Here is a 19695-nt window from a genome sequence, read left to right as displayed (position 1 = left end):
AAATCCGCTGCTAACCATCCGTTAAATCCGTTACAAAATCCGCTGCTAACCATCCGTTAAATCCGTTACAAAATCCGCTGCTAACCATCCGTTAAATCCGTTACAAAATCCGCTGCTAACCATCCGTTAAATCCGTTACAAAATCCGCTGCTAACCATCCGTTAAATCCGTTACAAAATCCGCTGCTAACCATCCGTTAAATCCGTTACAAAATCCGTTGCTAACCATCCGTTAAATCCGTTACACAATCCGCTGCTAATCTTCTCCCCCTTTGCTACCAATCGATCGCATCAGTTGAATCTTCCTCCTGGTTTTGGGGCGGAATACTGGGAGGTAATGGGAGTTTGGCATCTGTTTCTTCATATGTTCCTGCACTTCCTCTTGTCCAACCCCTGCCACTTGTTTTCGGCCGCCACAAGTGTGGTTGAATGTGTTTCTGCCAACCTTGTACAGTTTTTGGTGGGAGAATGCGGTGATATTCTAATTTACTGCGCCCAAAGTTTATAAATAAACCTACTTGTGCTCCTGTCGCTGCTAAGTAAGCTATTATTTGAGCTTGATCTTTGTCGGTCATTGGATAATTTACGGCTTTATCCTCTACTACAATACATTGATTGACCCAATGGTCTAGATAGAGGATTCCCATCCAAACTTGACCGTCATAGATTTGTCTGGGATACTCCATTTCTGTGGTAATACCGGATTCAAGCATTTCTGCATCAAATGCTCTTTGGTAATGTTTTTCTCTTAAACCTTTTTGCGTCCTCCGGTGTATTTTCATTGCACAGCCGATGATGCTGTATGTCATATCCTGATGGGGAATATTAGGGTCTATCATGGTCGTAAAAATTTAGTAATTTAAACGATGAGGCTTTGGTAATGCTGCGGTTAGTTGACAACCATTATATGCGATCGCATATAGCGGATGTCAACACGTTTATGGTTTAACCGCAGGCGGTTGCGTCCTAATCTTTGGTATTTCCCTCTCCTACCTCTGGAGTAGAATATTTGATATCGGCCCAAGATAGCTGCTTACTTTGACTGCTGCTTTCAAGTTCTTCTTTGAGTTTGGCAATATCGACGGTATCGTTTTTTGCAGAAATGTTGGTTTGGGCGATCGCAGTTTTGACTTGCTGAATCTTCTCAGTCGGATTTGCTTTAACATCTTCCACCGCTGTTTTTAAGTTGCGTTGATAGTGGGCGTTACCAATCGCTTCCTCCTTCGATCGCGAACTGGTTTCAAAGCATTTGTCCAAATCCGCGTAAATGCCTGTACGGCGTGGTTTTGTGTAATATTGGCGTTCTGTATCGAGGAGTTTTGCCATCAATTCCAGGTGCATTTCGTCCTCGCTGCAAATTTCTGCGATCGCAGTCCATTCGTCGCTACCTAGGAGTTTCCTTTCGGCGGCGGGGCGGGAATCTGCAAACGGTTCGCCCGTGACTTCTTCGTAAATCCGGGGCAAACTGTCGTCAAATTCGTGCTTTTGTTCCAACCAAATACGGCGGATTTCGCTAAGTTCTTCCGGGGTAATTAAGGTGATGTCGCGCATTTCTTCTGGTGCGGTTTTGCGGATGTGGGTTTGTGCTTCCAAGACTCGCCTCAGCCAGTGTTCTCGCCAAAATTTGGTGTAGGGCCCTGGGATGGGTTCGACGGAGGTTTTGTCGTCGCCCATGTTGCGTTCAAACAGTTCTACTCTACCGTAGATGCGTCGGAAGTCTCTTTTTGGGCGATCGTTTTTAATGTCTAATTCGTTGCGAATATCGAGAAGAGGCTGCATCCATTCTTTTTCCTCATCATTTTGAATCATTGCCTCCATAGATTTGTCTTTGTCAACCATTGTACACACCCAGCAGCCAAAGCGAGAATCGCCACAGCTAGGAGTAGAAGTATCGACAACTAAAGGACACTCATTGTCTGCTGTTGCACCTCGATACATGGTAAATAATTCTTTATTGTTATTTCCCCAAGGGTTGTCCCACTGCATTAGGTACAGCCAAACTTCATCATCACGCCAATCCTCAATAGGGGTATAAATTAAAGAGTTAGGTAAACGAGAATTAGGACTGAGCCGATCGCGCAATCTACCTGCTTCATACTTTTTCATTGTTGCTGCACGTTTAGTGCTTTCAGCCTTGCGAGTACCCAAAACCACAATAGTTTCACCATGTACTCGAACCAAGTCTCGGATAAATTGATTTACAGGCTGAATTTTCATCCTATCGGTACACCACCGAAATCCATTACGAGGCGCTGGATAGCCTTTACCAATTAAGCATACCCAGAATGTTTCTTTCACCTCTGGATGCAGCAGATGCGGGGAAATAGGCATTTTTTGCTCTTGAGCAAGTATCTTGAGCTTAGTTAAAGATTTACGTACCCAAGTCGAAATAATCGGATTTTCAACGAAAGTATCAGTTGTGATTACATGGATAGTTTTTGTACGTTTCTCTATCGGAAGTGCTGCTATCGCGTTCCAGATAAGCTGCAATACTGCGGTGCTATCTTTCCCGCCACTCCAACCGATTAACCAAGGTATAGCGTCTAAGCAGTATAATTCTTGAATTTCTTTAGTGAGCGCTTTTATCTCTTCGAGTAACTCCGGAACAGTTCGTGGTTCAAATAATAACATCTGTTGAACTTCTATCACGTTATAAAACTCCTATCTTGCTAATTTTTAATTTTTATGATACAATCTGCTTGCTAGCATACTGATCCATGTGTCTATTGTTATTTGCCCTTTTCAGAATAGCATCCCTGGTTCACGTACCGTCAAAAAGTTATAATAATTAAATAAATTTTTACCCGCATTATGCCAGAAAACAATTACCCAGAGACAGATTCGAGCCAGAAACTTGACGAAGTTCTAGAGCCTTACTTTGCCAAGTACCACCGTCAGAAGTGCTATCCAGGGCTAATGTTTCAGCAGGGGAAGCGGAAGATGGTGCAAATCAATATCCCGGCTGATGACTTGCCTACCCTCCTCCAGGCAAGACCATCAACTGGCAACGATCCTGATTCTGGTAAGAATCGCCCAGAGATCAAGGGTCATGCTGAGGAAGTAAAACAATATATTCTTAAGCGCGCTAGAAACGATCAACCCTGGATTTTGGGGACATTGACAGCAAATGTCGATCCTCAAAAGATTGAAATTATAGAACTAGGTAGGGGAATTTGTCTAGTAGTTATTCCTCGTGGTTTCAAGCTAGATATTACTGATGGACAGCATCGCAAGCGCGCTATTCACGAGTTAATTGAAAGTGGTGACGGCGAGTTAGTAGGTGATAATGATTTCCCTATTACGCTGGTTTTAGAGGAAGATTTTAACCAGTGTCAGGCGGATTTCCGAGATATGGCGCAGACCAAACAACTGGATAAATCATTGCTTTTATCATTCGGTGAGTTTGAAGGCAGGGTTGGTATTACCAAAAGCTTACTTGAAAAAGTGCCAATGTTTCATGGAAAAACAGATAAAATTAAAACTAATCCAGACAGTAAAAGGAAACTTATATACACAACTAATTTCATAGCTAAATTGGTGAGTTGCGCGTTTAGTGACAGCCCAATTGATGAACTTAAAGACTATGACGTTGCCGAATCCTCAAATATTTTGGCTATATGTCTTAAGAATTTGTTTTCAGAATGTAGTCATACTAGACATATTTTTGAAACCAGCGTTGAAGATTTGAGTGTTGAAGATGTGAATCAGTTTAAGGAACACTGTGTCTTAGGTAGAAGTGTAGGGCTAGAAGTTTTAGGTAGGTTGCTATACTGTACCTATGACACAGATAGCAGCCAAGATTTTGATCCTGAAAAAGTATCTGAATTGGCACAACTTGATTGGTCTAGAAAAAGCCATATTTGGGAGGGAAATGTTGTTTTATCTAACCCTAGTAATCCAAAAGCATCCTATAAAATAACAGCAAGTGCTAGTGCTGTAAAAATGGCTGTCGAGGCAGCAAAAGCCGAGTTGGGATGGATTTAACAATATTATCTGCGTAGCTTTACCTCAAGCAGCGGTCAAAATAATTATCTCTCCCACCCCCAAATCAAATATGTCCTACAGCGACTTCAAAACCATCGACCAAGCCGTCTCAACCCTGGATCTAACCGTTGAAGACATTCCCCACTTATTTAGCCAAATTACCCCGATCGCACCTTCAGAACGTCTCAAGCAAACCCTAGACGAAACCTTAGACTTAGCCTCAAGTATCAGCACCGAAAAAGCTCGATCGGAATTAATCATCACTCCCATTTTACTCGAAATACGGCGCACTTTTAACAACAAAATTGGCTACTTTTCCGGCAACACATTTAACGTAGAAGAGAGCAAAGGATTAACAGGGGCTTGTGACTTTCTCCTCAGTGCGTCGAGCAATCAATCATTGGTGACTGCTCCAGTTTTGACATTGGTGGAAGCAAAAGACAACGATATTAGAATAGGATTGGGACAGTGTGCGGCTCAGATGGCAGCAGCTCAAATATTTAATGCTCGCAAAGGGCAAGAACAATCTGCGATTTATGGAGCGGTTTCAACGGGTACAAACTGGAAATTCCTAATCCTAGAAAATCAGTTGTTAAAAATTGATTTGACTGAATATTTCATTACTCAGTTAGACCAAATTCTGGGCATTCTTGCAGAACCGTTTCGACGCTATTTTAATTAAAATCACAGATTTTAGCGTATCACGGGCGTAGCGCCTGTGGTGCATCTGCGGTTTCCAAACCCAGTCTCGCCTTCAAATAATCAGTCATCCAATTAACACTCGCCCTCGACTTAGAAATTCCCCCTTTCACCAAAAATCCTCCCTCCCAATCAGGATTAGAAATCGACCAATCAACCCGCTGCAAAAGGCTCAAATGTTTCTCCCAACTCTCAGGAAAAGCGGACAGCAAAACCGCCCCAACTTCCCCCAAACTCTCCAACACAACACTGTGACAGTGTACGGAATCCCGGCGTATTTCCCCCGCCGCAACTTGCTTGTGCAGAACTAATTGCCAATCAGGAATGAAATTACTAACCGCATTCCAATAACTAACCGCCTGTTGTATTTGGCGAGTAAGTTCTGCCTCTTTTTCCTGTTTTGTGGCGCGGTAACGAGGGGGTTTTGCGTGTTTGATGCCGTGCATATTAGATAGCAAAGCCATCATAGCGCGATCGATCGCACTTAGCGTAAACAATTTAGGCGATCGCCCATTCAAACTCCCCCTCTCCATCTCCGTCAAACACCGGAACACATCAACCTGCTTAACAACCGATTTCAGGACAAAAGCCGCATCGCCCCGGTGATTGTAAAGTAGACTTAGCGACGACTCCAAAGGAACTTGAAAACCGTTCAAATCAGCAAACATCTGCTGCGACTTTTCCAACCCAATATCGAGAAACAAAATCAGCGCCACCGTCTCATATCCCAACTGCGGATTTTCCCTCAAAGCTATCTCAAAAGCCGCGCGCCGATGCTGTCCGTCATTAATAGTAAACTTAGCATCCATCGGCACTCGCAAACGACCGATTTTGCGTTCTTCCGCCAGATTTCCCACAGCTTCAAAAGTAATATCCGCATCAATAGAAGCGGCAATTGCCCCACAAGTGTAATTCCCAGAATTCTTGACAAAATAATCAGCAATTTCGGGAATTCTAGCATGATTAAGCGCGCGTTTCGCCCGCAGAGACGGCGGCAATTCTTCAGAATCTAAGGGGAACAATTTCGGCAAAAAACGCACCGGACACATCGATACGTAATATTCGCGGCCCGCTTGAATTCCCCGGATTACCGGCAAAATGTATTCAAAAGAAGGAGTAGACATATTTTATAATTGGGAATTGGGCATTGGGAATTGGGCATCGGGCATCGGGCATCGGGCATCGGGCATCGGGAATGGGAATTAACATTTATTGACTTTTTGTTTGGCTTGTGGTATGTGTCCGGGCTATAGCAAGATAAGTCAAGTATTTCAGAAATATTTTTAAAAAACAAGGCTTGACATAAATTTTAACCTATGATATTTTTGAAAAAATAGCCTAATTATATAAAAACTGCCAATGACTACCAACCCAGCGGCTGACCTCGCTAGCCATTTTTTGGAAAAAGAAAATCGCGAAAGACAGGAAATCGCACTTTTATTAGACAATTATTTAGGAAAGGACGATCGCATTTTCGTACAAAAAACCCAGATGGGAAACAGCGAAGCCTACATCGGTTCAGTCACCCTAGAATGGTTAGATTCTCGCGTCCGTTTCGCCTCGCAAATGCCGCTTTTCCGCCAAAAATTCGACCTCCAAACCAACAACATCGTCCGCGACGACGAAACCATTGACGAAATTATCCAGCGCCCCTTAGATTGGTCGCGCCAAGCCGCCCTCACTCAATATTTAGCCGCCCGAAAATCGCACAAATTCCCCGCAGTTTTAGTAGTCGTCAGTCCCCCGTGGGTAGACAATCCTCTAGCAGAAGAATGGGATAAAAACGGCGTAGCAACTAAATCAGCCGCTGAATTCACATCCTTTGACAAAAACGAAAATTTAGGGCTTTTGAATGTATCTCAAAAAGTCTCGATTTTTGCCTTAGACGGCCAGCATCGGCTGATGGGAGTTCAAGGTTTAATGAGTTTAATTAAAACCGGAATCCTGCAAAGATACAACAAAAATAAAAAACCTGTCGGCGCTGCAATTACTCTGGAAGATTTAGCAGAAGAGTATCAAATTGACCCCGAAACAGTGTATAAATTAGCTCACGAAAAAATCGGGATTGAGTTTATCCCGGCGGCTGTGGCGGGGGAAACGCGACAGCAAGCACAACGGCGCGTGCGATCGATCTTTGTGCACGTTAACCTCATGGCGGTGACGCTGAGTCAGGGACAGCTAGCATTATTAAACGAGGATAACGGATTTGCCATTTGCGCCCGCAAAATTGCCGTCACCCATCCCTTATTAAAAGAACAAGAAAACAGAAATCCCCGCGTTAATTGGGACAGCGCGACAGTCGCAGCCAAATCAACGGTGTTAACCACATTGCAAGCGCTGCAAGATATGTCGGAACGGTATTTAGAATACAAATTCCCGCATTGGAAGCCGGAAAGAAAAGGTTTAATTCCGATGCGTCCCGAAGATGAGGAACTGAAAGAGGGAATAGAAGAGTTTAATAAATTGTTCGATCATTTAGCAACTTTGCCCAGCTATCAAAGAATTGAAAGCGGCGAAGAAACAGCAGAATTGCGCCGATTTAGTTTTGAAAAGCCGGGGGGCGAGGGAAATATTTTGTTTCGTCCAGTCGGTCAAATTGCCTTAGCTAATGCTTTGGGAATTCTAGCATTTAGAAAGAAACTTTCGCTGAAATCTATTTTCGACAAACTCCGCAGGTATGATGTGGATGAAGGATTTAGCCACATGGATAATCCTGAGTCTGCGTGGTACGGGATTTTGTACGATCCGAATAAAAAGCGAATGTTAGTTTCTGGAAGGGATTTGGCGACGAAGTTAATTGTATATTTGGTTGCGGGAATTAACGATGATATGGATCGGGCTCATTTGCGGCAAGCTGTGGCCCAAGCGAGAACTTTTGAGGATAAAGCTGTTAGTTTTAATAGCAGGTTTGTACATCCGAAAGAGGTGGGATTACCACCTGTGCTTAGCTAAGTTTCTATTGGGCAAAGTCCACAGCGAGTAACACTGAGCAGGAAGCAAATTAGTTTTGTATAATTGAAACTGCACCTGATCTAGAACCAGATTATGACCATCGCTGAACAGATTTATACAATCGTCAAAACCCTTCCCAAAGAACAAGCCAGCGAAATTCTCACTTTCGCTGAATTCGTCTGTGCCAAGCATTTTAGCGCGAACCAAGAAACAGACACTGTAGACTCTCCGATTCCTTGGACTGAACTTGTTTTTTCCCTGGCTGGAACTTGGGGAAAAGATTTTCCATCCCTCGAAGATATTCGTGCTGAATCTGGGCAAGACATTTTGCGGGAGAGTCTGTAAATGTACGTTTTGGATACAAACACCTTGATCTACTATTTCAAAGGTCAAGGACAAGTTGCTCAAAACATTGCTAATGTTTTACCCCAGGAAATAGTCGTTTCTGCGATCGTTGTTTTTGAGTTGCAAGTCGGCATTGCTAAATCCAATTCCCCGGCAAAACGCACCCAACAACTTCAGCAACTTTTGAGCCGAGTTAACGTTATTGCTTTCGATCGCGATGCTGCTGTTGCGGCTGCTACAATTCGCGCCCAGTTGGAGCAACAAGGTACTCCCATCGGCCCGATTGATGTTTTGATTGCAGGGACAGCCGTAGCCCTTCAAGCGACTCTCGTTACCCACAATGTCAAGGAATTTTCTAGAGTTTCGGGACTCGCGATCGCAGACTGGTATTGACTACCTTCAAAAGTAAAATTTTGTTAAATTCATACTTTTAAAAATATGTGGTAGTTCCTCAATTGAGCCGACAATATAACCTGAATAATGATAGTTCAGACATCAATACCATCCCAAAGTTCTGCGATCGGGTGAACTTTGCCGTCTTTTACTTCTTGAAGCGCAATCAGGAGGCTGTTGAGGATATCTGCTTTAGATTGCTCCTTTTCGTCTTTTTCAAAGAGTTGACGCAGGGATTGCAAAATCAGGGTTTCGATCGGCAGGTTGAGTTGGCTAGCTTTCTCAAGAAGCTGCTCTTCTAAGTTATCGGGAATGGTGAGGGTAATTTGCATGGGATGTTCCTCTCGTTATCACAAAGTTTCAAGCGCCGACTGTATTTGACTTGTTAGATGGCTAACTGCTGCTATTTTTTGCCGCTTCTAATTTTTGGCGAATTGCGGCTTGAACTTTCCGATCAAAATCAGGATCGCCGGGACTTGCAATAATCCTCAGCGGATGCTGATTGATTCTGTCTAAGTACGCCTGAAAAGCGGCTCGATCTCCTCGATGTCTCAGAAAATACTTTTTCAATTCAGTATTCGACATTGCGTTATAGTTAACTTGGCTCATCAGCAAACTCTCCTTTATTTTAACAAAATAAGTTCTGCTCCTACAGGTAAATGATCGGACTCGGTTGCCTCCAAAACAGAACTCGATTTAGCACCCCAATGCTTGGAATACCAAATATAATCAATCCGACAAACGGGATAATTTAATCTCAAATTCGAGCTTTTCACCAATAACTTAAGTGGCCAACCGTGAGGCCAGGTAAAACCAAACCCAAATCCAGATTTTCGGAAAGAATCCTGCATAACTTTCTGCACATTATAGTAGTCTTGAGTTTCGTCTGTCATGTTAAAGTCGCCCGCGACAATTACGGGCAGAGTTTCTTGCTCGACTCGCTGCACTAAATCTTGAATTTCAGGCGATCGTTTGCCATATTTGTAAACTGGAATTTTGAGAAAACGCAATTTTTTATATATTTTAAACCACGGCCCGGTAGCTTGCATATTATAAATGACTATTTCTTGCTGGTTAAGTTTAATAATTGCCCGCTGCTGCGTTTCTGGATGGCCGGCTAAGTGCAGTATTTCACTGGAGACAATCGGATATTTACTGAGAATTCCTACCGGGGGAATCCCAATTTGATAGGGATAGTCTGCTTTTAACCAGGTGAAGGCTCTTTCGATATGCTTCTGGACGATTTCTTGTAAAAAAATAATATCGGGTTTTTCGCGTTCAATTAGTTTGAATAAAGTTGGTGATTGTGTTGTATACCAACCGACGTTGTGGGATAAAATTTTGATACTGGGCTGTGAATATGTGATGTTTATTGGTGCAGGTGAAAAGTATTTAATGTGCAGCCAACTTATTAGGATAATGCAGCCGATCGCAGAAATAATAGAAAACCATCTTTTTTTGATAATTGAGACTCCGACGAGGGGAAGTAGGAAAATCGGAAATAAAATTAAGGGCAGAAAAGTGCTAATCAAGGCAATAATCGACAATTTATCCCAAAAGATTAGTTTGAGAATAAAATAGCAGATAATAAATACTGAGTAGCTGTAAGCGAGAATTTTTACAGATTGCTTTAAGTATCTTTTGATGATATGATATGGTATGTGCTTCATTGAAAACCTATTAAAATAAGAATTTGCTTAAATCGAATTCTTCATTTGACCGATGTTTATTGTCTCTTTCAGAAATTAAGAACAACAAAAGGCGATCGGTATAATCAGCGGCACCCCGAAACTCTTCTCGCAAAATTTCCAGGCCGCCATTAGCATATTCTTCAAAAATTTGCAAGCGTTCGGCTTCCGATTTTTCATCAAGATGGGACAGAATTTGCGGATTTTTGGTTTCGGCGATCGCAATTAGCTTAATCGCCATGTCGTAACCTCTAGATACAAAAATATCAACATCGATCGCACCGGGTTCGCGTTTAGAAGTTTCCCCCAAAGGCGATCGCTTTTTCCGCTTATTTCCCAAGGATGCAGCAAACGCAATCACATCGGCGTAAGTCTGAAAAGGGCCGGAGTTGTTATCCGATAAAGTTAAGGATTTGACTAAATCGGCTTTATCTTTAGCAATTCTAATTTTGTTAGCAGCCATTGGGATTAATATCTAATTTTTGATTGATAGAACAACCGCAGATGTGAAGCAGATTAACACAGATTAACGCCGATAATTTTCAGAAGGTTCGCAACAGCATAATTTTTTTTGCAAAACCTCCTCTAGTTTCCCGGCGCTTGGTTTTTTCGGCTAAAAGTCGATCGCCCGAAACGCCAAAACTCAGCATCAGCGCATCCATCACCTCAGACAAATCAGCCAATTCCGCCAACAAATCATCCTCATCAGCCGCCGCCGCTTCCGCCGCTTCCTCAATCAATTTCTGGCGCAAAGCTTGACGGTATTCGCGATCGGACAAAATGACAAACTCGCATTCATTCCCACTTTCGCGAATAATTTCAGGAATGCGATCGCGCACCAACTTATGATACTCTTTTTCCATGCCAAACTCCTTTCAACCTTGACTAAAAGTTTGAATCAACCAGCGAGTAATTTCGCCATCATCTTGAGTTTGACTCCGATTCAAAGCTTCCTCAACTAACGCGATTTCCAGCCCAGGTAAAACCCGCGACTCTTGAATTCTACCGCTACCTCCGCCATTGATCGCAAACGCAAAAACCTCCTGCCTATTCGCACGATCCACCCAATATTCGCTAATTCCTGCGTCTTCGTAAAGCAACCGCTTGCTGCCTAAATCATCATTAAAAGAAGATGCACCAATTTCTATTACTAAATTAGGTGGATCGTATTGATCCAAATTAACAGGTGAATTGTTGTCTTTAGGAGGCACTCTTAAATCTGAACCGATGTAGTAAGCTAGATCGGGTTGAAACTCACGAATACCTGCTTTGCGAAAACTGGTATTTGCAAACTGAACTACTCGAATGTTTCTCAACATAGCAAACAGAATAACCACATAGGAAACAATCGAATTATCGCTGCCGTGCAATGGCCCTACTGGTGACATTTCTACCCTCATGTGTTCTTGATAATAATAAAATTTGCCTTTTTCCCAAGCTGAATCATCAGCGAAGGCTAGAAACTCTTCCCACGTCGCTTTCACCCAAATATCCGTTTCCAAAACCTGTGTAATTACCGAACTAGAAGCCATAATCCACCTCTACTATTTCCGTATATTCAAATTCATTCGGACTGCGCTTAACTAAAGGATAGCGCATTCCGCCCAAGTCGATCGCATCTTCTTCACAATCAGCCTTCGGAGAATTGTACACCAGCACGTATTCCCTGCCGGTGCAACTTTCCATCTCTTGAGCAACTTCTCCGCGCCACTGAGTTTTTGTCACCAAAACTACCAATTGATTCGCCAATTTGGGCAGCTTATTCGCGATTTGCTTGCGATAAATCTCATCCAAACTTCCAAAGGGAGAATCCATCACAATTGGAAACGTACTGCTATCCGGGCCCATCAAAGTATTCTTTTGACTCCACTCGCGCACGCCCTCAATAATCCCGCCGATAAACGACAAACTAAGGATTTGATTTTCTCCCGTAGAAGCCGCAACTAAAGATTCTTTACCCGACGTATTTTCTACTAGCGTTAGTTCGTATTTATCGCTCAACTTCGGGATGTAAGGAGTAAAAGAAATTTGGCTAAAAATATCTTGCACCCGCTTTTCTAAGTGAGAGCAAAACTGTTTTTCTAATCGCGATCGCACTTCAGTTAGGCGATCGATCGCATCCTGAGTCGCAGCAATCCGGCGCTGGGCTAGCACTTGCCTTTCCTCATTCAGTTGCTGCTTGTCGATTTGCTTGTCCAAAGCTGCCACCTGGGCAGTCAAACTCTCAATCTGCTGCTGGTTAGAGCCTGTTTCCCGGTGCAAGTCGCCAATTTTTGCCTCAATCTCATCCAAGCGCTTTTGCAAGCGGCTGACATCGCCGTCAGGGAAATTTTTCAGCTTAGTGTGAATATCGTCTAACTGCGTTTCCACGCGAGAAAGTTCGGATCTACCGTGACTGATATTGCCTTGTTGGCGATCGATTTCGTCCCAAAAATCAGCTATTTGGCGGTCGATTTCATTTATGCGATCGCTAATTCGGATCGTAGTTTCTTCCACATCGCCAGCACCCGCTTTATTCATCCAACCCGTGATATTTTTGGAAGCTTCAGAACCCTCCACCAATTGGGCACCACAGATACATCGCTGCTGCGCTAATAACTCTTGCAAAAATGGCCGCTGAATCCCCGAAAGCAACTCGCCCTTCTCCCGCAAACCCCCGACAAGCACTTCAAAATCAGCCGCCGCATCCGACAGAAACATCGCGTAACCACGCACCGAGATTTCTCGTTTGATAGCATCTAAAGCCCTAGCAATTTGTTGCTTAAATAAACTTTGCTGCATTTCTAATTCATTTCGCAATTTTTGCAATTCAGCAGCACCGCTGAGTTCCAGTAAATTACCGTTGACTACTTTTTTTATTTCACCTTGATTCGTCAATTCTTGCTCAATTTCTACTTGTTTTTGCGAAATTTGATCTAATTCTTCCTGAGATTTTTGCTTGTTTTTCAAAAGCTTCTTAATTTCGGAACCACCAATCATTCTTAAATCTGTTTCTAGAGACTTTCTGGCATCTCCCAAATGTCGAATTGAGCGACTTAATACCTCTACTCCTAGCAATTCCTTAGTAGCTTCAGCAATTTCTGCTTTCTTATCGTGACGGACAATTTGCTCGATTCGTTCACCGTCAAAGAAGAAATATTGATGCAAACTTTCCGGCAAAATCCGTCCGATAATATCATCTGGATGCTGCGCCGACGGCATCCAGCGCCCGTCATCTTTTGATACTTGCAGGAACAATTCGCTCTTGCTATGTTCTACATTATTTTCACTTTTATAAACGCGGCAAACACGTCTTGCTTTGTAGCGATTTGTGTCATGTTCAAAGATAATTTCTACCCAACAATCTACTTTTTTGCCTGGTTTTGCTTCCGCAATAGCTCGCTTATTGACTAATAGTTCTCCCGCCGCAAAAGCCGCGCTAAATTTTTCGTATAGCACCCAAGTAAAGCCGTTCATTAAAGCAGTTTTTCCGGCACCATTATTGCCGTGAATCACTGTAATATTTTGCGCGCCCCAAGCCAGCTTAATTTCGGGGGTTTGGTCATAAAATTGCCGAAAATTGCATAGAACAATTGAGATTAGCTTCATACAATTGCTTCCTTGATAATTTTCAAAATGTCATCGCTAATATAGCGGGGAACTTTCATATACAGCTTATCTTTTTCAAGTTCCAATACGCGCTCGATAATTTGTCGGACTTCCGGCGGGGCGTTAGTAATTGGTGCTTGTACGTCGCTTAAATCTTTGTCCGTGTGATAGCCGGAACGCTTTTCTGCTAAAATGGCGATCGGTACGGGTGCGATCGCACTATCTTCATATCTAAAAGCCATAATCAAATTTTCATTCAGATTTTCAGTCATATTTTTTGGCAAATATTAAAATCTACAGGGCTGAAGCATCGGGGGCGAGAAACCCGGTTTCTACGAGTTTTGCGTTTAGTAACGAGAGATTTAGGAAGAAACCGGGTTTCTGAGTTCGTAAGTGCGATCGCGAACTAAACTAGCAACTCAAACTGCAATAAAATAATTCTATCTTTTTAAGATAAACCGAACCTGAATAAATGTCAAATGTCTAACAATCCGTAACGCTTCTGAATTTGCAGCAATTTCACCCTAGCTTCCCCAGCATTGTCAGCTAAATCGGCAAATTCCAAAAACCGCTTCAACTCTTTTCGCAGCAGATTGCGCTCAACTTCTAAGCTTTCCCGACCCAAATATGGAGGCAAAACAATCATGTCAAATAAAGTTGCCCTTTCCTTCCCCGGATGCGGCCGCAAAATACGTCCTCGGCGCTGAATAAACTGGCGCGGATTGCTGCTACTTGCTAAAATTACAGCATGGCGAATTGCTGGAATATCAACGCCTTCATCCAAACACCGAATCGCGACTAAACCTTGCAATTCTCCACTCTCAAATTGTTGGCGCAATCGTTCTCTTTCTGCTAAAGGAGTCGCCGCCGTATAAGTATTAACTCGATAGCCTAATTCTGAACCCAATAATTTCGCGGTTTCTGTTAGTTGGCGGTTGTTACTTCGGCGCACACCTGCTTCGATCGCACCATCGCCGCAGTAAAATAATGTATGGGCTGTGTCGAGACGGTGGATCATTAGTTCTCGCAAAGCTGTTAATTTATTAGCCGCCGCCCCAATTAACCTGGCGCGCTGCATTAATAAAGTTGTTAAAGCATCGTTTGGTTCTACTTTTTCATCGCCCCACAGCGCCCAGCCAATTTTTTTAGTTAAATAGGAATATTTGCGGGTTTCTGATTCGGTTAATTCTACTAAAATCGGATAGTATAAATAATGTACTAATGCTTTTTGGCGGATGGCATCGGCTAAGGTGAGTTCGGGTTGCAACACTGGGCCGAAATAATCTAAAATAGACTCGGTTCCCTCTTCGTCAAAGTGTCTTTCTGGGGTAGCAGAAAGGGCGAGGCGTAGTCCAATATTCCGCGGCAAACTTTGTCCTAAACGGGGCGCGCCTAAGTTGTGAACTTCGTCTCCAATAATTAGGGTTTTTTCTGGGAAATATCGGAGTTGCGATCGCAAGCTATCGGACATTAGTGTAGCGTTTGTGGTTATAATCGTCAGAAATGCCCCATCGCCGGCTCGCACTTCATACAAACCCGCAGCCAGCTTATTTTGCCAACTACGGGCGCTATCAAACGCCAAAATAGGTTTTAAACCAAATTTCTCAGATTCGCGCGCCCACTGATTCACCAAGTGGCAGTACGGGCAAATTACGAGCAATACTTGCAGGTTAATTTTATTATATAATTCAGTCGCGATCGCGAGTGCAGTAATCGTCTTGCCGCTACCCGTCGCCATCTTCAGCGTACCGCGTCCCTGATTTGCAAACCAATTATCAACCGCCGCTTGCTGATACGGCCGCAATTGCAGCGATGGCGGTATCCTCGGAAACCCAAATTGCGAATGATTAGCCGCCATCGCGATTCACCTTTAAATGCCGTTAGATGCAAAAGTCCCTATACTCAAATGTAGCTTAAGCGCGATCGAAACTTAACAACCCAAACAAATCATCCGCCGACATTTGCAAACCAGACAGCACATCGAGCACAGGTAAAATATCCTCGCCCTCCTTCGCCTCTGGTTGCTGCTGCGGCTTAAAAACAAGAACTAATTTTTCCTCCGGGTCAATCAACCAACCTAATTTAGCACCGTGATTTAAGCAAAACAAAATATTATTGATTACCCGAGTTGGATTTTGATCCGGCGATAAAATCTCAATTGTCCAATCCGGCACAATCTTAAACCTGTTTTCTATCTCTCCATTAGCATTGAGAAGAATGCGCGACCACTCAAACACTGCTATATCTGGAACAATAGAACGTCCCCCAAAAGTGCAGCGCAATTCTGAAAAAGCAAAAGCTAACTTTTGCGATTCTCCCACCTGATTAATTCTATTCCCAAAACGGGTTTGCAACGTGCTGTGTTTTCCTTGCGGCATAGCTTTTTGATAAATTTGACCATCAACATACTCGCTAGCAGGCTTAGTTTCTGGAAGCAGCAGAAACTCTTCCAAAGAAATCTTTGACGGAGACTGAATTGACGTTAACATAAGCGATTAAACCCTCAAAAACTCAACTATCGCCTTAAAAAATCCCATCGCTGTCAGCTTCCCAATCAGCGCAACTTTCCGATTCCACACCAGTAGGGTGCATCGCACAAACCAACAAATTTCCGCCGTAAACTTGACCGTGATAGTTAGTACAACCGCGACAAACCGGATGCTGAGTCGGCGAAGGGTTTACATAAGTCACCATCGACAAATCTATCTCATCAAACTCCGGGTCAAAGTCCCGGCAAATTTCAATTATCGGTTCGAGAAATTCATTGAAATAACCATCGAATTCATTTAAATAACCGTCAACTTCACTAATCAGGTTATTTTGTACTTGGTCTGTAAACTCTTCCGAAATATGAGCCAAAATGTCCAGCATTTCGACAAACTCTTCGCTCATGTCGGTGAAAAAATGCTCTACTTCAGAGACAGCATTTTCCATTACTTCAAAAAAATCTTTAGACCAATCTTCCATAAATTTGACAGCTTACTATTGCAAAATATTTAACAGACAAGTGCAGCCAGCCTCAGGCGAAGCTAAGATGGGTCGGGCGGGTTTTGCCTTTATGTCTGGGGTTATATCATAAATTCTTAGCTAAACCCGCCCCTACAAGATACTATTTTTTTTTGGCAATGACCTACTTAGTGCATCCAGGACTATTCTATTACGTATTACCCGATATTCATCCACATCTGACAGGGGAGATATTCAAAAAGGGAACTCAAGAGTATTATCCTGAGTTCCCTTTGTGCTTTGCGAGCTTTTTGTAGCTTAATCTTGCTTCAGTCGCCGCAATTCGTCTTGTAAATTCTGCACCTGTTCGCGGAGCTTGTCTACGCCGCCGGTTTCTTTAGTCTCTTTTGCAGAAACTTCTTCTTCCTCAGAAATAATTTCGATACGCCGAGGTTCAGCGGGTTTTTTGTCTCCAGCGGGTTCTACTGGCGGTTGCTGCTGCTGAGCCTGTTGCACCATATCATCAACAAAGCGACGAGCTTCTTCGGTTGACATCTCGCCCCGCTTGACTAATTCGTCTGCCAGCTTTTGGGCTTCAGTGCGTAATTCAGTTAACTTGCTGCCAGCTTTTTCACCAGCGTAGGAAGCTAGCCCGACACCAAGGTAAACTGCTTTCTGTAAAATATCTCCGAAACCAGGCATAGGAGCTATACCTCATAAAACAGGGTGAACCGGAGACCACGCCTATTACAAGCATCCCGTGTTGCTGCTACCTTCCGGTCCTGACAAAATTTGGGCGTTGGAATCGCGTGGGTCCAGTTCATTTATGAGTATAACACAGTTATTTATTCTTCAACCACACACCAGTGATAAATTTCATAAACAACGCAACCGTTCTTCACCAGCGGGTCTTCAGCGACGATCGCCTTCGCCTCATCCATCGAACCCGCCTCAAACATCAACATACCGCCACCCCGCCTCGCCCAGTAGCCAGTTTTCGCTCGGTGTCCTTTAGAAATCAACTCTCGGACATAAGCTCTGTGAGCTGGCACATATTGGTCAAAGACAGGCTTTTCGACAATTCCTTGCTCAATTTTGACAAACCAAGGCATTTTTATTTTGGATGTTAGATTTTATATTTTAGATTGGGAATGGGTGATGAGCAATGGGATCTAGGGCAAATGCTCTATATTCCATTTTCCATCATCCTTTCTTAACTGCGATGTTATCCCTTGACATCCACCCCGCGCTTTAGCGACGGGGATTCCTAAGACTTACGACTTAGGTTTCTGCTTCGTAGCACCAGCCTTAACAGATTTACTCTGTTCTGGTCTTACAGTCGCTCCACAGACATTAACCGCAAGCCCTGCGGCAAGAATATTGTTAGCCGCATTTAAATCTCTATCATGATGTGTACCGCACTTCGGGCAGTCCCACTCTCTGATATTCAAAGGCAACTTATCAACGATATGTCCACAATGTCCACAGCGCTTAGAACTCGGAAACCAGCGGTCGATCTTGACTAAGGTGCGTCCGTACCAATCGCACTTGTATTCAAGCTGTCTGATTAGTTCACCCCAACTGGCATCGCTGATTGAAAGAGCAAGTTTCCGATTCTTTATCATGTTCTTCACAGCCAAGTCCTCAACAGCGATGGTTTGGTTTTCGCGCACCAATCGAGTCGTTAACTTATGAATAAAATCACTTCTTGCGTCACTAATTTCTGCGTAAACTTTAGCAACTTTACGCCTGGCTTTATGGCGGTTGTTAGATCCTTTTTGCTTGCGACTGAGGGCTTTTTGAGCTTTACGCAGTTTACGGCGCTTCGCCTTGAACGCTTTGGGATTAGCTACTTTTTCGCCGTTGCTCAAAGCAATCAAGCTAGTGATACCCAAGTCCAAACCAACTTGATTGGGAGATTCGGGTAATGCTTCGATTACAATATCTACAAGCATCGACACCGACCATCTTCCGGCAGGCGAAAGCTTTACCGTGATTGTTGATGGTTCTGCGCCTTCGGGAATTTGTCTACTCCAGCGAATAGCTAATGGCTCAGCGATTTTTGCCAGAAATACTTGTCCATCTTTCCATTTAAAAGCAGACTTAGTAAACTCAGCATTGCCACCATGATGCTTTTTCTTGAAGTTCGGATATTTTGCTCGTCCTGCGAAGAAATTCGTAAAGGCGGTTTGCAGATGCCTCAAACCTTGTTGTAATGGCACACAGCTAACCTCCGACAGAAATTGCAAGTCTTCTTGCTTTTTCCAATCAGTTAGCATTGTTGAAGTTTCAGCGTATCCGACTCGCTCTTGCCGTTCGTACCATGCCTCCGTCCTTGCGGCGAGAGCGCGGTTGTAAATTAATCGAGCGCAACCCATCGTTTTCCTGAGCAGAGTTTCTTGTTCAGGAGTCGGATAGAATCGGTACTTGAAAGCTTTTTGTGTCATGCTCACATTGTAGTATCTAGTCTTTAAAATCAGCTAGCTAATTAAAGCCGTCCTAAAAGGACGGGGTTTCTACCCAAATTTTCGATGAACCAGTCAAAACAGCGATTTTTTATTGCCCTAGTGCCACCTCCCGATATTGAACAGCACATTACTGAGATTCAACTGTATTTTGCGGAACACTACAACAGCCGCGGTGCTTTGAATTCGCCGCCGCACATCACGCTGCAACCTCCTTTTCACTCGTTAGCGGAGGATGTTCCAACATTAGAGCAAAGTTTGAAGGAGTTTTCGGCAAATCGGCTGTCAATTCCGGTTACTCTATCCGGTTTTGCTGCTTTCGCGCCCCGCGTCATTTACGCTGATGTTGTCAAATCGCCCGAATTGCTGGAGATTCACAAAGATTTGATGAGTTATATCGAGGCAACTTTGGGAATAGTCGATCGACTTTCTCAAAGTCGCCCATTTGTACCGCACATGACAGTAGCGTTTCGCGATTTAACTCGGGAGAATTTTCAAGCGGCTTGGTTGGAATTTGCAGGGCGTGAAATCCACTTTGAGTTTACCGCTTCCGCGTTAACCTTACTGCTTCACGACGGCAGCCGTTGGAACATCAGCAACCAATTCCCGCTTTCGGCCTAAACTCTCTCTCTTCTC

23 protein-coding genes and 1 other RNA gene are annotated in these 19695 nt (G+C 43.5%); 6 read left to right on the top strand and 18 right to left on the bottom strand.

Going from position 1 to position 19695, the window contains the following annotated elements:
* Positions 1-274 precede the first annotated feature (274 nt).
* Positions 275-838, bottom strand: a complete 564-nt coding sequence (locus QUB68_RS22730) for a GxxExxY protein (protein WP_332996688.1) — start codon at positions 836-838, stop codon at positions 275-277.
* 127 nt (positions 839-965) lie between these two features.
* On the bottom strand, positions 966-2648 hold the full coding sequence (gene dndC / locus QUB68_RS22725; protein ID WP_332996686.1) for a DNA phosphorothioation system sulfurtransferase DndC: 1683 nt from the start codon (positions 2646-2648) through the stop codon (positions 966-968).
* A 162-nt stretch (positions 2649-2810) separates the two neighbouring features.
* On the opposite strand from dndC, the gene QUB68_RS22720 reads away from it, so the two are divergent.
* Together QUB68_RS22720 and QUB68_RS22715 are read left to right on the top strand one after the other, a co-directional pair.
* Positions 2811-3983, top strand: coding sequence for a DNA sulfur modification protein DndB (locus QUB68_RS22720; protein ID WP_332996683.1), 1173 nt, complete (start codon positions 2811-2813; stop codon positions 3981-3983).
* Positions 3984-4053: 70 nt separating this feature from the next.
* Entirely contained in the window at positions 4054-4665 is a 612-nt protein-coding gene (locus QUB68_RS22715) for a hypothetical protein (protein WP_006632975.1), read from the top strand.
* Between the two features lie 19 nt (positions 4666-4684).
* Here the strand turns inward: QUB68_RS22715 and dndB are convergent, their stop codons facing one another.
* On the bottom strand, positions 4685-5806 hold the full coding sequence (dndB, locus tag QUB68_RS22710) for a DNA sulfur modification protein DndB (RefSeq protein WP_332996682.1): 1122 nt from the start codon (positions 5804-5806) through the stop codon (positions 4685-4687).
* Positions 5807-6041: 235 nt separating this feature from the next.
* Between dndB and QUB68_RS22705 the strand changes: the two genes are divergently transcribed.
* The 3 genes from QUB68_RS22705 to QUB68_RS22695 all read left to right on the top strand — a co-directional run bounded on the left by QUB68_RS22705 (position 6042) and on the right by QUB68_RS22695 (position 8372).
* Positions 6042-7634, top strand: a complete 1593-nt coding sequence (locus QUB68_RS22705; protein WP_332996680.1) for a DGQHR domain-containing protein — start codon at positions 6042-6044, stop codon at positions 7632-7634.
* A gap of 93 nt (positions 7635-7727) precedes the next feature.
* Positions 7728-7979: a DUF2281 domain-containing protein gene (locus QUB68_RS22700; RefSeq protein ID WP_332996678.1), complete on the top strand. Its 252-nt coding sequence runs from the start codon at positions 7728-7730 to the stop codon at positions 7977-7979.
* Positions 7980-8372, top strand: coding sequence for a type II toxin-antitoxin system VapC family toxin (locus QUB68_RS22695; RefSeq protein WP_332996676.1), 393 nt, complete (start codon positions 7980-7982; stop codon positions 8370-8372). It abuts the gene before it with no gap.
* 95 nt (positions 8373-8467) lie between these two features.
* Here QUB68_RS22695 and QUB68_RS22690 read toward each other — a convergent pair whose 3' ends face one another.
* The 15 genes from QUB68_RS22690 to QUB68_RS22620 all read right to left on the bottom strand — a co-directional run bounded on the left by QUB68_RS22690 (position 8468) and on the right by QUB68_RS22620 (position 19041).
* Positions 8468-8704, bottom strand: a complete 237-nt coding sequence (locus QUB68_RS22690; RefSeq protein ID WP_332996675.1) for a hypothetical protein — start codon at positions 8702-8704, stop codon at positions 8468-8470.
* Between the two features lie 61 nt (positions 8705-8765).
* Positions 8766-8981, bottom strand: a complete 216-nt coding sequence (locus QUB68_RS22685) for a DUF6887 family protein (RefSeq protein ID WP_332996673.1) — start codon at positions 8979-8981, stop codon at positions 8766-8768.
* Positions 8982-8995: 14 nt separating this feature from the next.
* Positions 8996-10042 carry an endonuclease/exonuclease/phosphatase family protein gene (locus QUB68_RS22680; RefSeq protein WP_332996672.1) on the bottom strand — a complete coding sequence of 349 codons (1047 nt, stop codon included), beginning with the start codon at positions 10040-10042 and terminating at the stop codon, positions 8996-8998.
* A 10-nt stretch (positions 10043-10052) separates the two neighbouring features.
* The gene (locus QUB68_RS22675; RefSeq protein WP_332996670.1) at positions 10053-10523 is read right to left on the bottom strand and encodes a DNA phosphorothioation-associated protein 4; all 471 of its coding nucleotides are present in this window, start codon (positions 10521-10523) and stop codon (positions 10053-10055) included.
* A gap of 79 nt (positions 10524-10602) precedes the next feature.
* On the bottom strand, positions 10603-10923 hold the full coding sequence (locus QUB68_RS22670; RefSeq protein ID WP_332996668.1) for a nucleoside triphosphate pyrophosphohydrolase: 321 nt from the start codon (positions 10921-10923) through the stop codon (positions 10603-10605).
* A 12-nt stretch (positions 10924-10935) separates the two neighbouring features.
* The gene (locus tag QUB68_RS22665; protein ID WP_332996666.1) at positions 10936-11592 is read right to left on the bottom strand and encodes a Uma2 family endonuclease; all 657 of its coding nucleotides are present in this window, start codon (positions 11590-11592) and stop codon (positions 10936-10938) included.
* Entirely contained in the window at positions 11582-13648 is a 2067-nt protein-coding gene (locus QUB68_RS22660) for an AAA family ATPase (protein ID WP_332996664.1), read from the bottom strand. Before QUB68_RS22660 ends, QUB68_RS22665 begins: the two co-directional genes overlap by 11 nt.
* Positions 13645-13920 carry a hypothetical protein gene (locus QUB68_RS22655; protein ID WP_332996662.1) on the bottom strand — a complete coding sequence of 92 codons (276 nt, stop codon included), beginning with the start codon at positions 13918-13920 and terminating at the stop codon, positions 13645-13647. The genes QUB68_RS22660 and QUB68_RS22655 overlap by 4 nt, the downstream gene beginning before the upstream one ends.
* Positions 13921-14123: 203 nt before the next feature.
* The gene (locus QUB68_RS22650) at positions 14124-15506 is read right to left on the bottom strand and encodes a DNA phosphorothioation system restriction enzyme (RefSeq protein ID WP_332996661.1); all 1383 of its coding nucleotides are present in this window, start codon (positions 15504-15506) and stop codon (positions 14124-14126) included.
* 55 nt (positions 15507-15561) lie between these two features.
* On the bottom strand, positions 15562-16137 hold the full coding sequence (locus QUB68_RS22645; protein WP_332996659.1) for a Uma2 family endonuclease: 576 nt from the start codon (positions 16135-16137) through the stop codon (positions 15562-15564).
* A 34-nt stretch (positions 16138-16171) separates the two neighbouring features.
* On the bottom strand, positions 16172-16615 hold the full coding sequence (locus tag QUB68_RS22640) for a hypothetical protein (RefSeq protein ID WP_332996657.1): 444 nt from the start codon (positions 16613-16615) through the stop codon (positions 16172-16174).
* A 297-nt stretch (positions 16616-16912) separates the two neighbouring features.
* Entirely contained in the window at positions 16913-17296 is a 384-nt protein-coding gene (locus tag QUB68_RS22635; protein ID WP_332996655.1) for a phasin family protein, read from the bottom strand.
* A 23-nt stretch (positions 17297-17319) separates the two neighbouring features.
* Positions 17320-17416: signal recognition particle sRNA small type (gene ffs, locus QUB68_RS22630), an RNA gene on the bottom strand.
* A gap of 23 nt (positions 17417-17439) precedes the next feature.
* The gene (locus QUB68_RS22625) at positions 17440-17706 is read right to left on the bottom strand and encodes a YciI family protein (RefSeq protein ID WP_332996653.1); all 267 of its coding nucleotides are present in this window, start codon (positions 17704-17706) and stop codon (positions 17440-17442) included.
* Between the two features lie 162 nt (positions 17707-17868).
* The gene (locus QUB68_RS22620) at positions 17869-19041 is read right to left on the bottom strand and encodes an RNA-guided endonuclease InsQ/TnpB family protein (protein WP_332996651.1); all 1173 of its coding nucleotides are present in this window, start codon (positions 19039-19041) and stop codon (positions 17869-17871) included.
* An 84-nt stretch (positions 19042-19125) separates the two neighbouring features.
* Here QUB68_RS22620 and QUB68_RS22615 point away from each other — a divergent pair, with 84 nt between their 5' ends.
* Entirely contained in the window at positions 19126-19680 is a 555-nt protein-coding gene (locus QUB68_RS22615) for a 2'-5' RNA ligase family protein (RefSeq protein WP_332996649.1), read from the top strand.
* The last annotated feature ends 15 nt before the right edge of the window (positions 19681-19695 follow it).

This window comes from Microcoleus sp. A006_D1, from assembly GCF_036702805.1.
Lineage (GTDB): Bacteria > Cyanobacteriota > Cyanobacteriia > Cyanobacteriales > Microcoleaceae > Microcoleus.
Note: the sequence above shows the minus strand (reverse complement) of the source record. Positions and strands in the feature narration are given on the sequence as shown.

Coding starts and splice junctions, on each gene's coding strand:
- QUB68_RS22730 (WP_332996688.1), bottom strand. CDS start 838: ATGATAGACCCTAATATTCCCCATCAGGATATGACATACAGCATCATC.
- QUB68_RS22720 (WP_332996683.1), top strand. CDS start 2,811: ATGCCAGAAAACAATTACCCAGAGACAGATTCGAGCCAGAAACTTGAC.
- QUB68_RS22715 (WP_006632975.1), top strand. CDS start 4,054: ATGTCCTACAGCGACTTCAAAACCATCGACCAAGCCGTCTCAACCCTG.
- dndB (WP_332996682.1), bottom strand. CDS start 5,806: ATGTCTACTCCTTCTTTTGAATACATTTTGCCGGTAATCCGGGGAATT.
- QUB68_RS22705 (WP_332996680.1), top strand. CDS start 6,042: ATGACTACCAACCCAGCGGCTGACCTCGCTAGCCATTTTTTGGAAAAA.
- QUB68_RS22700 (WP_332996678.1), top strand. CDS start 7,728: ATGACCATCGCTGAACAGATTTATACAATCGTCAAAACCCTTCCCAAA.
- QUB68_RS22695 (WP_332996676.1), top strand. CDS start 7,980: ATGTACGTTTTGGATACAAACACCTTGATCTACTATTTCAAAGGTCAA.
- QUB68_RS22690 (WP_332996675.1), bottom strand. CDS start 8,704: ATGCAAATTACCCTCACCATTCCCGATAACTTAGAAGAGCAGCTTCTT.
- QUB68_RS22685 (WP_332996673.1), bottom strand. CDS start 8,981: ATGAGCCAAGTTAACTATAACGCAATGTCGAATACTGAATTGAAAAAG.
- QUB68_RS22680 (WP_332996672.1), bottom strand. CDS start 10,042: ATGAAGCACATACCATATCATATCATCAAAAGATACTTAAAGCAATCT.
- QUB68_RS22675 (WP_332996670.1), bottom strand. CDS start 10,523: ATGGCTGCTAACAAAATTAGAATTGCTAAAGATAAAGCCGATTTAGTC.
- QUB68_RS22670 (WP_332996668.1), bottom strand. CDS start 10,923: ATGGAAAAAGAGTATCATAAGTTGGTGCGCGATCGCATTCCTGAAATT.
- QUB68_RS22665 (WP_332996666.1), bottom strand. CDS start 11,592: ATGGCTTCTAGTTCGGTAATTACACAGGTTTTGGAAACGGATATTTGG.
- QUB68_RS22660 (WP_332996664.1), bottom strand. CDS start 13,648: ATGAAGCTAATCTCAATTGTTCTATGCAATTTTCGGCAATTTTATGAC.
- QUB68_RS22655 (WP_332996662.1), bottom strand. CDS start 13,920: ATGACTGAAAATCTGAATGAAAATTTGATTATGGCTTTTAGATATGAA.
- QUB68_RS22650 (WP_332996661.1), bottom strand. CDS start 15,506: ATGGCGGCTAATCATTCGCAATTTGGGTTTCCGAGGATACCGCCATCG.
- QUB68_RS22645 (WP_332996659.1), bottom strand. CDS start 16,137: ATGTTAACGTCAATTCAGTCTCCGTCAAAGATTTCTTTGGAAGAGTTT.
- QUB68_RS22640 (WP_332996657.1), bottom strand. CDS start 16,615: ATGGAAGATTGGTCTAAAGATTTTTTTGAAGTAATGGAAAATGCTGTC.
- QUB68_RS22635 (WP_332996655.1), bottom strand. CDS start 17,296: ATGCCTGGTTTCGGAGATATTTTACAGAAAGCAGTTTACCTTGGTGTC.
- QUB68_RS22625 (WP_332996653.1), bottom strand. CDS start 17,706: ATGCCTTGGTTTGTCAAAATTGAGCAAGGAATTGTCGAAAAGCCTGTC.
- QUB68_RS22620 (WP_332996651.1), bottom strand. CDS start 19,041: ATGACACAAAAAGCTTTCAAGTACCGATTCTATCCGACTCCTGAACAA.
- QUB68_RS22615 (WP_332996649.1), top strand. CDS start 19,126: ATGAACCAGTCAAAACAGCGATTTTTTATTGCCCTAGTGCCACCTCCC.